The organism is Stackebrandtia soli (genome assembly GCF_965137155.1).
GTDB classification, from domain to species: domain Bacteria; phylum Actinomycetota; class Actinomycetes; order Mycobacteriales; family Micromonosporaceae; genus Stackebrandtia; species Stackebrandtia soli.
The window spans coordinates 1-11,738 of the sequence record NZ_CBCRZX010000079.1; the positions used below are offsets into that span (position 1 = coordinate 1).

At 69.3% G+C, this 11,738-nt stretch carries 13 protein-coding genes; 7 read left to right on the forward strand and 6 right to left on the reverse strand.

All coding sequences use genetic code 11. The features are described 5' to 3' along the window. Positions 1-455: 455 nt before the first annotated feature. The 4 genes from moaC to ACM9NP_RS23595 are packed head-to-tail and all read left to right on the forward strand — an operon-like array spanning position 456 to position 3,011. Entirely contained in the window at positions 456-935 is a 480-nt protein-coding gene (moaC, locus tag ACM9NP_RS23580) for a cyclic pyranopterin monophosphate synthase MoaC (RefSeq protein WP_415648969.1), read from the forward strand. After that, positions 932-1,414, forward strand: coding sequence for a MogA/MoaB family molybdenum cofactor biosynthesis protein (locus ACM9NP_RS23585; protein ID WP_415648970.1), 483 nt, complete (start codon positions 932-934; stop codon positions 1,412-1,414). The genes moaC and ACM9NP_RS23585 overlap by 4 nt, the downstream gene beginning before the upstream one ends. Then, positions 1,411-2,601, forward strand: a complete 1,191-nt coding sequence (locus tag ACM9NP_RS23590; RefSeq protein WP_415648971.1) for a molybdopterin molybdotransferase MoeA — start codon at positions 1,411-1,413, stop codon at positions 2,599-2,601. Before ACM9NP_RS23585 ends, ACM9NP_RS23590 begins: the two co-directional genes overlap by 4 nt. After that, positions 2,598-3,011 carry a molybdenum cofactor biosynthesis protein MoaE gene (locus tag ACM9NP_RS23595; RefSeq protein WP_415648972.1) on the forward strand — a complete coding sequence of 138 codons (414 nt, stop codon included), beginning with the start codon at positions 2,598-2,600 and terminating at the stop codon, positions 3,009-3,011. The genes ACM9NP_RS23590 and ACM9NP_RS23595 overlap by 4 nt, the downstream gene beginning before the upstream one ends. Before the next feature lie 12 nt (positions 3,012-3,023). Here ACM9NP_RS23595 and ACM9NP_RS23600 read toward each other — a convergent pair whose 3' ends face one another. The 4 genes from ACM9NP_RS23600 to ACM9NP_RS23615 are packed head-to-tail and all read right to left on the reverse strand — an operon-like array spanning position 3,024 to position 8,420. Continuing rightward, the gene (locus tag ACM9NP_RS23600; RefSeq protein WP_415648973.1) at positions 3,024-4,292 is read right to left on the reverse strand and encodes a hypothetical protein; all 1,269 of its coding nucleotides are present in this window, start codon (positions 4,290-4,292) and stop codon (positions 3,024-3,026) included. Further along, positions 4,286-5,875, reverse strand: a complete 1,590-nt coding sequence (locus ACM9NP_RS23605; RefSeq protein ID WP_415648974.1) for a hypothetical protein — start codon at positions 5,873-5,875, stop codon at positions 4,286-4,288. The genes ACM9NP_RS23600 and ACM9NP_RS23605 overlap by 7 nt, the downstream gene beginning before the upstream one ends. A 27-nt stretch (positions 5,876-5,902) precedes the next feature. Then, a complete protein-coding gene (locus ACM9NP_RS23610; RefSeq protein ID WP_415648975.1) occupies positions 5,903-7,081 on the reverse strand; it encodes a hypothetical protein in 1,179 nt (392 codons plus the stop codon). Further along, positions 7,074-8,420, reverse strand: coding sequence for a hypothetical protein (locus tag ACM9NP_RS23615; RefSeq protein WP_415648976.1), 1,347 nt, complete (start codon positions 8,418-8,420; stop codon positions 7,074-7,076). The genes ACM9NP_RS23610 and ACM9NP_RS23615 overlap by 8 nt, the downstream gene beginning before the upstream one ends. Positions 8,421-8,585: 165 nt before the next feature. Here ACM9NP_RS23615 and ACM9NP_RS23620 point away from each other — a divergent pair, with 165 nt between their 5' ends. Both ACM9NP_RS23620 and rnhA read left to right on the forward strand, forming a co-directional pair. Beyond that, entirely contained in the window at positions 8,586-9,005 is a 420-nt protein-coding gene (locus ACM9NP_RS23620; RefSeq protein ID WP_415648977.1) for a hypothetical protein, read from the forward strand. Positions 9,006-9,145: 140 nt separating this feature from the next. Then, positions 9,146-9,610, forward strand: coding sequence for a ribonuclease HI (rnhA, locus tag ACM9NP_RS23625; RefSeq protein WP_415648978.1), 465 nt, complete (start codon positions 9,146-9,148; stop codon positions 9,608-9,610). Positions 9,611-9,821: 211 nt separating this feature from the next. Here the strand turns inward: rnhA and ACM9NP_RS23630 are convergent, their stop codons facing one another. Beyond that, on the reverse strand, positions 9,822-10,199 hold the full coding sequence (locus tag ACM9NP_RS23630) for a DUF4267 domain-containing protein (RefSeq protein ID WP_415648979.1): 378 nt from the start codon (positions 10,197-10,199) through the stop codon (positions 9,822-9,824). Positions 10,200-10,299: 100 nt separating this feature from the next. On the opposite strand from ACM9NP_RS23630, the gene ACM9NP_RS23635 reads away from it, so the two are divergent. Continuing rightward, entirely contained in the window at positions 10,300-10,875 is a 576-nt protein-coding gene (locus tag ACM9NP_RS23635; RefSeq protein ID WP_415648980.1) for a TetR/AcrR family transcriptional regulator, read from the forward strand. A gap of 605 nt (positions 10,876-11,480) precedes the next feature. On the opposite strand, the gene ACM9NP_RS23640 is transcribed toward ACM9NP_RS23635, so the two are convergent. After that, a complete protein-coding gene (locus ACM9NP_RS23640) occupies positions 11,481-11,687 on the reverse strand; it encodes a hypothetical protein (protein ID WP_415648981.1) in 207 nt (68 codons plus the stop codon). Positions 11,688-11,738 lie beyond the last annotated feature (51 nt).

Consider the following 11,738-nt stretch of genomic DNA (forward strand, 5'->3'; position numbering starts at 1 on the left):
CCACCAAGCCGGGAGACCGGGCCGCCGCCGCGCAGGAGGGTTCCGACCTGGGAGCTTGCGGTCTGGTCGTGGTCATTTTTCGCGGCTTGGTGGGTCTCCGCGCTGTCACCGCAGAAAGCCTTGGCCACGTACGCCCGCCCCACCAAGCCGAAAGCCTGTGGCCACCTGGCACTCCGCGCCACCAAGCCGTAAGTCTCGGGCCACCTGGCAAACCGCCCCATCAAGCCGGAGGCCGGGGCACTTCGCTGGCGCGGGACCGTGTCGCGCGGACGAGACGAGACACAAGAGACCGGCCACATCAAGTCGAAAGCCCGGTCCAGGCGGCCGGACCGACCACTCGCGACAACCGTCCTCGCTCGACACCCACAGGCGGACGGTCCTCCGCCTCGTCGAGTGACGCCCTGCCACGCGCCTCGCACGCCCTGAGACGGCGGAACAACCTCTAGACTGCATTGGTGACGAAAACGCCGCACCTGACGCATATCGACTCGCGTGGATCCGCCCGGATGGTGGACGTGACCACCAAGGACGTTTCCGCGCGCGCCGCCGTCGCCTCCGGCATCGTCCACACGACCCCGGACGTGACCGCCGCGATCAGCGGAGACGGCCTGCCCAAAGGCGACGTTCTCTCCGCAGCCCGGCTCGCGGGCATCATGGGCGCCAAGCGCACTCCCGATTTGATTCCACTGTGTCATCCGATCGCACTGCACGGCGTCGCCGTCGATCTGGAGGTCGCCGAGTCGACCATCACGATCACGGCGCGCACGAAGACCGCCGATCGCACCGGCGTCGAGATGGAGGCGCTTACCGCCGTCGCCGTCGCCGGACTGACCATCATCGACATGATCAAAGCCGTCGACCCGGCCGCGACACTGACGGACGTCGGTGTGCTCGCCAAGGACGGCGGCAAGACCGGAAGCTGGCGTCGCCCTTGAGAGCAGTCGTTATCGTCGCGTCGACCCGTGCCGCCACCGGCGTCTACACCGACACGAGTGGACCGATCCTCGTCAGCGGGCTCGCCGACCTCGGCTTCGACGTCGGCGATCCCGTCGTCGTCGCCGACGGCCCTGACGTCGCCGAAGCGTTGCGGCGAGCCGTCGACGACCGCGTCGACGTCGTGTTGACCTCCGGAGGGACGGGCGTGACCAGCACCGATCGGACTCCCGAGGCGACGGCGGAGCTCATCGATCGCCCGATCCCCGGTATCGCCGAGACGATCCGCGCATACGGCGCCATCCACACCCCGATGGCGGCGATCTCGCGCGGTCTCGCCGGTATCGCCCGTCGCACGCTCATCGTCAATCTCGCCGGATCGACCGGCGCCGCTCGGGACGGCCTCGCCGTCCTGTCGCCAATAATCGTCCACACTATCCAACAACTCCATGATGGAGATCACGAAAGGGAGGACGCATGAGCACACCGACGTGGGATGCCGCGCGCGAGAACACCCACGCAGCCGGACTCGCCGCAAAACTGCCCCCGGCCCGGATGAAACTCGCCGACGCCGATGCGACGACGCTCGCCGAACCCCTCACGGCGCTCGGGCCGCTCCCGGCGTTCCCGACGTCCAGCGTCGACGGCTACGCCGTCGCGGGCGGCGGACCATGGCGCCTGTCCGGTCAAGTCCTAGCAGGACAGACAGCGCCCAACATCCAAGCGGGCCAGGCGATCGAGGTCGCGACGGGCGCGATGGTCCCGCCCGGGACCGAGGCCATCATTCGCACCGAGAACTCCACGGTGGACGCGGACGACCGGGTGACCGGGGAGGCCCGACCGAAGCCGGAATGGCGCGAGATAGGCGAGGAGACCGCCGACGGAGAGGAACTCCTCCCGGCGGGCGCGGCGGTTACCCCCGCCGTACTCGGTCTCGCCGCCGCGACCGGGCACGACGCCATCGACGTCCGGCCGAAACCGCGCGCCGCGGTGCTCGTCTTCGGCGACGAACTCGCCACGACGGGCGCGCCCAGGCCCGGCCAGGTTCGTGACGCCCTCGGCCCGATGGTGCCGAACATCCTGCGCCGCTTCGGCGCGGGCACCGTGCCCGGCTTCTCGCCGCGTGGTCCGATCGAGGACACGCTCGAATCGCACATCGCCGTCATCCGCGCGGCCCTCGACGACGCCGACATCGTCTGCACCACAGGCGGCACCATGCGCGGCCCGCGCGATCACCTGCACGCCGCGCTGGACGCCCTCGACGCGAAGTACATCGTGGACTCCGTCGCCGTGCGGCCGGGCTTCCCGATGCTCATCGCCGCTCTGCCCGGTGGACGTTTCGTCGCCGGTCTGCCGGGGAACCCGCAGTCCGCGGTCGTCGCGCTCGTGTCGCTCGTCGTCCCGCTCATCGACGGGATGTCGGGACGGAGCCTGGCGCCGCTGTCGAAGGTGACGCTCGGCGCCGACATCGCCGGTCGCGGCGATGACACGCACCTCGCGCTCGTGCGGATCGACCACGACGGTCTCGCCTACCCGACGGGACACACTGGATCGTCCATGTTGCGCGGTCTCGCGGGCGGACACGGCTTCGTCGTGATCGACCCGGGAACGTCCGCGTCGGCCGGTGACCGCGTCCGCTTCGTCCCCGTGCCGGGGGCCGCGGCGTGATCTACAGCCGCATCGCGTTGGAGCCGATTCTCGTGTCGGAACACGAGATCCGCGTCGCCGCCGATCGGTACGGCGCGATCGTCTCCTTCGCAGGCGTCGTCCGCGACCACGACCACGGCCGCAGCGTCGACCGGCTCACCTATGAGGGCCATCCCGACGCGGAGATTGTCCTGGCGGAGGTCGCGGCGGACATCGCCGCGCTCGATGGCGTGGGCGCCGTGGCGGTCTCGCACCGCATCGGCGACCTCACCATCGGGGACGCGGCCCTGGTCGCGGCGGTGTCCGCCGACCATCGGGCGGCGGCGTTCGAGGCATGCGCGCGTCTCGTGGACGAGGTGAAGGCGCGGCTGCCGATCTGGAAGCACCAGTTCTTCAGCGACGGCTCCGACGAATGGGTCAACTGTCCCTGAACGGAAGACCGGTCACAACACAATGGACGTGAGCGCGGCCCAGAGGAGGGGCGCGTCCGCCAGTGCGCCCGAGGCGCGCCATGCCGCGAGGCGTTCCCGCTGCCAGTCGGCGAGGGTCGCGATCGGGTCGGCGGCGGCGTGCGCGTCGTCGACCGCCACGATCAACGACGACAGTGGACGCTCGGCGGGGTCGATCCCGCCGAGCCGGTGAAAGGCGAGGTTCGTCGGGAGGATCCACTTCGCCGCCGTGACGAGTTCGGCGCCGTTGTGCAGCATCGCCGACGCCAGCCCGAAGGACTCGGCGAATCGCGTGTCGCCGCCGCTCTCGCAGCCGATCAGGGCGACGCGTGGTGGTGCGGGCCAGATCGCGCCGCCCGCGCGTCCGTCCGCTTTGGACGGCAGATCGCCCAACAGCAGATCCTTGGCCGATAGTGGACGATGTCCGCGCACCGCTTCGGCGAGACCGGAGGTGTCGGCGCCGCAGGCCAGATGCAGTCGCGCGTCCTCGCTCTGTCCACCCTCGACCGCCGCCGAGGTGACGTGACCGACGTAGAACAGCCGACTGGCTCCCGCGCGAAGTCGCTCCCCGAGCCAATCGCGGTCGAGATCGCCGCGACGAAACAGCTCCACCGGTTCGGAGACCCGAGGCGCTGCGTCGCCGGCCGCGATCACGCGTTCGGCGAAGGCCGTCAACTGGGGGTCGGCCGCGACGTCGCCGAGCACTGAACCGAGACCCGCGCCCCTACCCACGCCGGGCACCGCCGGATCGAGCACGTAGACGGTCGTCGCCGCCGTCGGCACGTTCTCGCGGCGTGACGTCTCCGAGACGGCCTTACCGGCGCGCAGCGAGATCGGCGCCGCCGTGACGAAGTCCGCGAGGTCGAGGAGCCGCGTGCCCTCGTCGTCGACGGCGAGCAGTTCCCACGGCACGGCCGCGACCCGAGGCGACGGTTGAAGACGCACCAGCGCCCGAAACCCGAGGTCGTTCGCCTGCCGCAGCTGTTCCGTCAACGGTTTCGGCCACAAGACCTCCGCGAGTCGCCGCATGAGTCGAAGCTCCGACTCGGGCGACGCGAGCGCGCCGGCGAAGGCCGCGCGGAGGCGTTCGGGCGAACCCGAGCCGGGGAGCGCCTCGGTGAGTTCGCCGAGCGGCTCGGCGATGCGTTCGGGCGGCGAGTATCCGGTGCCGTAGGCGGCGTTCGCGTTGAGCCAGCGCCACGTCATGTGCAGGTCGCCCGCGTCGGCGAGTCTGAGTTGGACGGTCGGTCGGGGGTTCACCACGAGTTCGTCCTCTCCGGTCCGATGATGGGCACGCCGTACCGTTCCCGGGCGGTGTCGATGTATTCGCTGAGCGCGATGCGGCCGAATCCGGCCGACATCACGATGCCGGGCGGCGGTCCGACGCGCAGACCCTCCGAAGCGGCGGCCTCGGCGGCGGCGCGACCGAGGGAGTGCGACGGTTCGCCGCCGCCGTCGGGGTGAACATCGGTGTCGGGCAGTTCTTCCAGGGATGTCGGCTCCGTGGGGGACGCCAACGACAGCGGTGCCCCGGCGCAGCGGAACTCGACCAGTTCGAAGAGGAGGCCCTGGTCGCCGCGTCGCAGTGCCAGCCGGAACGCCAGGTTCATGGCCTCCTCGGCGAGCGCGAGCCATTGGGCGCGTGCGTGACCGGACGCGAAGTCGTATCGGACCGACTCGAGGTACAGCGCTGCGGGAAGGGTCGCCGCGAGCGCCTCGTCGACGGCCTTTCGTTCGTGGGCGTCGTGGGCGCCGTTCTCGAGGCCGGTCTCGATCGCCGCCGCGAACAGGTAGTCGATCTGTGCGCACCGTTCCTGGATGCCGTGCCGGTGGTAGTTCTTGCGGGCCGTCGTCAGGTAGTGGTGGGTCGCGTACACGTCTCCGCGGTCGAAGGCCCGTCGTCCGATGAGGATCATGGTGTCGGCGGCGGCGAGGCTCATGTCGAGTTCGGTGAAGCGGCGCAGGCTGTCCATGAGAAGTTGGTCGGCGGTGTCGCCGTCGGTGGCGAGTGTCGCGAGGGCCTGCTGGCAGATCGCCAGGTCGCCGTCCCTTCCGAGGCGGGTGAACTCGGCCGCGGCCTCGGTGTAGAGGGTGGTGGCGGTGTCGTTGTCGCCGCGCTGTTGGGCGAGGTTGGCGCGGTCGGCGAGTAGTTCACCGGTGGGGACGGGCCACGGCATCGCGGCGAAGGCGTCGGCGGCCTGCTGGAACTGGTCCTCCGCGTCGTCCAATCGTCGGGTGAAGGCATAGGTCCGGCCGAGCATGGTGTGCAGGTAGCCGAGGGACGGGCTGTCGGGATCGGTCGTGTCGATGGTGACGACGAGCAGTTGTTCCGCGCGCGCCCAGTCGCCCTTGCTCATGAGGAGGGTGGCGCGGGTGGTGTTGAGTTGCGCGCTGCGATCCCCGGCGTCGCCGAGCTCGTCGATGAGGCGTTCCGCCTGGTCGAGCAGCTGGTTGGCGGTGTCGAATTCTGCGGTCTTGTGGATCGTCTCGGCGTATCCGATGAGGATGGTGATCGTGGTGTCGAGCCAGGACAGCCGACCGTTCGGTCCCATCGGCTCGTCGGCGACGGACATCGCGAGTTCGTACGCCTCCTGGAACGCGGTCGCGGAGGAGGCGAGCCGGCCTTGGTCGTACATGAGTCCGGCGAGTGCGCCGAGCAGATGCGCGCGGACGAAGACGACGTCGGGGTTCGATTCGATGGTTTCAATGAGCGCCAACAGTTCTCGGTATACCGCGGTAGCGGCCGGCAGGTCTCCGGCCGCGACGTGCTCGAGGGCGGTGACTCCTCCGGCGTTGATGCGTTCGACGACGTCGTGCGGGATGCCGCCGTCCGGTTCGTCAGTCACGACGTACCTCCACGATGTCCATTCTGGTCAGATCGACTCGGTCGCGGCGGCGATGAGCTCGGCGAGGAACGGTTCATCGGTCCTCGCACCTGTCGTCGCGGCGGCCAGTCGGGCGCGGGCGTGCGCGCGGACGGCGTCGCGTCGATCCCGCGCGTCGGGTAGTTCGCCCTGGTCGAAGCCGGGTAGCAGCACGCCGACGTCGAAGCGGGTGGCGGTCGTGACGGGGCCGGCCAGCTCGGTGCCGCCGCGCCACGCGCCGTCGCCGGGCCGCAGCCGGATGCGGGTCTGGGTGTCCCCGTTGAGGACCACCTCGGCGGCGAGCCGGGCGGTGGGTTCGGCGAGTTCGCCCGCGGCGACGTCGACGTCGATGCGCCGTGCGGCACCGGACGCGCGGGCGGTCCACGAGACGGCGTCCTCTGCCGCGTCGACCAGGCCGGGCGGGTAGCGGCGCCAGTCGTTGACTCCGAAACCGGACGCGATGACCCTCCCGGTCGCGGTGCTGTCGCCCGCCGCGAGGGCGAAGTCGCCGGGGCGAGCGAAGTTCGGCATCGCGGCCGGGGCAGGGGCGCCGTCGAGTGCTTCGGCGGCCGCGTCGAGCGCGGGCGAGTCGACGCCCTCGGCGTCGGCGGCGTGGACGAGGGTGCGCAACAGAGCCGCGACGGTGTGCCCGACGGGGCCGCGATCCGCGCGCCACCAGGTGACGAGCGTTTCGACGGCGGGCTCGTGGACGCGGAGGAGGTCGGTGATGTCGTCGGCGGCGACCTCGGGGTCGAGGATGGACTGGTTGCGGTGGGTCAACGCGACCAGCTCCAGACCGAGCACATCGGACGGTAGTGCGGGAATACCGTCGATGGTGGACGCGGGCCACCAGCGCGACGCCCAGTGCCCCCACGCGAGTCGGCGCGCGAGCGCGGATGCGGGTGTGCGGACGGCGGTGACGGTTCGGGTCACACCGTCACGGGTCGTCCCGTCGACGGCGACCGCGACGGCCTCGCCGTACAGCGACCACAGCCAGTCGGCGGCGGTCGCGGGGTCGGACAGCCATGCCGTGGGCGGGCGATCGGTGAGGAGCGGCCAGGTCAGCGAGCCGCCCGCGACGTCGAGGACGAGCGCGGTGAAGTCGTCGGTGTCGGGTTCGTCCCCGACGATGACGGAGCCGTCCGGGGCGACGGTGACGGGTACGGGTTCGTATGGCTGGTCAGGCATCGGCGGTCTCGCTCGCGGTGAGGGCGCGGAGCGCCTGACGGACTTTCGCGCGGTGGTCCATGACGATCGACCGGGCGACGCCGTCGAGGAGGTCCCACAGCTCGGTCCCGTCGGTCAGGGGTTCGGAGTGGGTGTCGCGGCCGTGCAGGCGTACCCACAGACGTCTCATGTAGGCGATCCAGACGGTGCGCAGTTCCTCGGCGAGCTCGGCGAGCGTCCCGCCCTCGGTGTCGGGTCCGGTCGTCATCCGGCGCGCCCGCAGCACGGACGCCTCCCGACGGAACCGACCGTTGACGGCGTGGTGCGCGGACGTGTCGGCCAGCGGTGTCGCATTGCCGCCCAACGGGTCCAGCCCGACCGCGAGGCGACCCCCGACGACGAGGGCGACCCGCAGCGTCTCGTCGAGCAGTCCGAGCGGGGCGCAGCAGCGACCGGCCTCGGTGGCGGCGAGTTCGGGCACGGGCGGCAGGCTCTCCCGCCGCGACCCTCTCAACACAATGAACAGTCGATCATGGAGTGTTCGATCGAGGGGAGCGGGAAGCGACGCCGTCGACGACCCGGTCCCGATCTCGGGCCGCGCCGGGACCGCCCGATCGCTCAACCGCAGGGACGCGGGGAAGTCCTCGGCGCCCCACAGGTTCGAACGGTCACTCCACATCGCCGCGCCGACGTTCGCGCCGTCGCCCGCGTCTGCCATCTTCGCGAGCTCCGCCGTCGCGTCCCGCCGAGTCCGTCGATCCCCGCAACCCGTCAGCACTCGAACCGCGGCCGCGACCGACGTCGCAGGGTCGGACACGGACACGTCCCGGTCCCGCCAGTGCCGGTCGATCGAGCGCGCCAGACGGATCCGGTGCGCGTTGTCGCGCAGGTAAACCTTCAACGCGTCGACGGTTCGACCGCCGTCGAGTTCGGCGAGCTCGGCGACGCGGCGGTCCGCGATGACCTCGGTGTCCGGCGTCGGCGCGCCATGCGTCGCCGCCAGCTCGAAGCACACCGGGAAGTACCTGTCCTGCGGATTGCCCGCGACGACACGAGACCGGCGACGCGCCCGCTTCATCAACGCGAACCACGCCGAGGTCGCGCGCAAGGTCCCGGCGGCCTCCGTCAACAGTTCCCGCAGTCGCGCCGCGTCGGTGAGAGACAGGACGTCGGCGGCCAACTCCGGGCGCAACGTCGGCCGGATCACCAGCGGCAACAGCAGGAGTTTCACCGTCCGCGTCAACGGTCCGCCATCCGGCCCGCTCAACGATTCCACGCCCGCGCCGATCGCCCGCCACGCCTCGTCCACGGCACGTGCGCGGGGCACCATCGCGGCGGGCTCACTCGGGGGTGTCGACATGGCCACACGATACGGGCCGAGCGCGTGTCACCGCGAATCCGGGATCGGTAGGGGCCGGACCGCTCATACGGTGACGACAACGCATCACCCACGGCACGGCCACCACCGTACGGCCCCCGGTTCCCGTGGGAGACGCGACCCGTCGACAACGAAAAGAGGAATGTCATGGGCCTGTTCGGAAAACGCAAGAGCCGCGAAGAACGCGGAATGGACATGATCGGTCAGATCGCCGAGGGCAAGGGCTTCTACGGGAGGTTGACCAAGGCGTTCGTCGGAGACAACGACTTCAACCGCATCCAACAGAGCATCCAGTCGATGCAGTCCGGCACCATCGCCGCGCAGCTGCGGGCCAGCGGCGCCCCCACCACCCGCGCCGTCGTCACGAACCTGGCCGACACGGGGCAGCTCATCAACTTCGACCCGGTCGTCGACCTCGCCCTGCGGATCGTCGACACCGGCCAGGAACTGCCGATGCGGACGGTCGTCTCCAAACTTCAAATCCCGCGGATCGGCGACAACGTCCTGCTCGTCGCCGACCCGCAGAACCCCGGTGGATTCCTCTACGCCGGGCCCGCCGAGCCGTAAAGGTCGGCCTCGTCGAGGGTCGCGCCGCCGCAGCCGACCCTGACGACGAGACGGCCTCCAGGCTCCCGGCTCGACGGGACGGGCGGCGGCGGTTGTGCCCGGCCGCCGCCGCCCACCATCAGAAGCCGTATGGTTCGCTCGTGACGGAACGGATCGTGGACATCTACACCGACGGCGCGTGCAGCCCGAACCCCGGACCCGGCGGCTGGGGCGCGCTCCTTCGATACGGCGAACACGAACGCGAACTGTGCGGCGGCGAATCCGGCGAGACGACCAACAACCGCATGGAGCTGACGGCGCCCGCCGAGGCCCTGGAATCGTTGAAACGCCCCTGCGTCGTGCGAGTGCACACCGACAGCACGTACGTCCGCAATGGTGTGACACAGTGGATCGCCAACTGGAAGCGCAACGGGTGGCGGACGGCCGCGAAGCAGCCCGTCAAGAACGTCGACCTGTGGCAGCGGCTCGACGAGGCGATGGCGCGGCACACCGTCGAATGGTTCTGGGTCAAGGGCCACGCGGGTCACCCCGAGAACGAACGCGCCGACCGCCTCGCCAACCAGGGCATGCGCGAAGCCATGGCGACCGGCACCGCGGCCGTCTGATCCCGTCGATTCCGGGTGGGACCTCCCGGGCGACGCGAACATCAGAACGCGGCCGGTGCTCGACGGGTATCCGCCGAGCACGCGTCCACGCGTCAGTCGCTTATTTCGATGGGCCAATGATTTCCGCCAGCCGTGACGGCTCGGGGTGGTGTGTTCGACCTCGGTTTCCCGCTGTGCTGACGACAGCCCCGTGCCGACGGTGTGCGTGCCACTACCCGATGAGCAGGAACACGCTGCTCACCAACATCACGACGGCGGTGGACGCGTGGACGCCGTAGACGATGGCCTTGGGGCCCTTGTTGCGCAACACGATCAGTGCGTCGCCGATGGGTATGCCGGCGGCGGCCAGCATGAACCACCCCAACAGTTGGGGGGTCGCTCCAGCCAACAGGATGAGGATGAAGACACCCGAGGCAATGTCGCGCACGGCTTTGACGGTCAACCACGCTTGGAAGTTCGGGTCCTCTGTTCGGGTGTCGGGGATGCCGAAGCCGACAGCTGCCTGTGGTGCCCAGAAGGCGCGCACACCGATGATGATGATGCCCGCGCCGATCAATCCGGCGATGACGTTGGCGATAGTGATGAGCATGAGTCGGCTTCTCCACGATAGTAAGATCTAGCGGCGCTAGGATTGATAGCGAAGTTACTCTATCCTCGGCAGAATGTCTAGCGTTGCTATGATGTTTGTTATGTCCGCCATCAGCGAGCGCCGCGAACGTGAACGCGCCCAACGCCATCAACTGATAATCACGGCCGCACGGGAACTCGCGGAGACCGAGGGTTGGGACGCGGTGACGACTCGGCGGCTGGCCGAACGCGTCGAGTACAGCCAGCCGGTGCTGTACAGCCACTTCAACGGCAAGGACGCCATCGTGAGCGCCGTTGCTCTCGTCGGGTTCGACGAACTCGCCGCCGAGCTTCACCGGGCACGGCGAGCCGCCCCCGAACTCGGACTGGCATTGGGCGCCGTATGCCGCGCCTATCTCGATTTCGCGACCGAGCGCCCTGCCCTGTATCAGGCCATGTTCATCCTGCCGACCGATTTGAAGTTCGCGAGTGCCGAGACGCCGCCCTCGTTGCGAGCTTGTTTCGACGAGTTCGTCAGCTGTTTTCGTCGGGACAATGACCGCCGCGAACTGTTCGCCGAGGTCATCTGGAGCGCGCTGCACGGCATGGCCGTCCTGTCGGACGGCGGCCGCATTCCCTTGGCCGGGCAGGACGAACGGCTCGAATTCCTCATCGCCCGGATGACCGATACCGTGTGAGGCTCACCGCGCCGTACGGCGCCCGGAAGGTCGGGGAGCCGAACGAGAGCCACTGGCGCACGGCTCGTGCCTTTTGTCATGAGTTTCGTTGTGCCCCAGGTGATCCCGCGTTTTATATCACCGAGGCTGGCCGAGTTTCCTTTCCACCGAGCCGGACTGGGCGTCGTGTTGAACGCGCGTGCGGGCGTGATGGTCCGTGGTCCGTGGTGCGGTGGGCGGTGGGGTGTCGTGCGGTGTGGTGGGACCATTGTGGCTTGGCCGGCGTTTTCCGTGTCGGCGGCGCCAGTTCTCGCGTGTGCCCTTGTTGTCGGGATCGTCAAGTCGTGGCGTGCTCTCCGGTGGGATGACGATGCCAGAATCCAATGCCGCGTCGCGGTGTTCGTCCTAATGGGGATCACACCAGCCCGAGGGGCCTCCAAACCTCCGCCCCATGCATACGAGCGTAGAGGGGTGCCAGGCGTGGGCGTCAAGTCGTGTTTCGGTGGCCTGTGGATGATGAACGCATTGTGGAAAACCCAAAGTGGATGATTGGGGTGGCTGAGGGTGGGGTCAGTAACCGGTGTTGAGTTGGGCGGTCCAGGCGTGCGCCTCTCCCAGCTTATTGTCTACTTGGGACTGTAGGCCGTGGCCTCGTCCAAAGCGGCGCGGATGACGGTGATCAGCGTGAGTTTGTCGTGGCCACCGGACATGTGGAACGCGCTCTCCGTGTGCTCGGCGGCGGACGTGGCCGCGTAAATCATCGCCGTCGTTTCACGGGATTGAGCCTCGGCGGTCGAAACGGCCATGAGTAGTTCTTCAGCGGAGCTGGACATCATTCGCGTCCTTTCTCGTGATCGTCTGGGGGTTGGGTTCCGGCGGTGGCC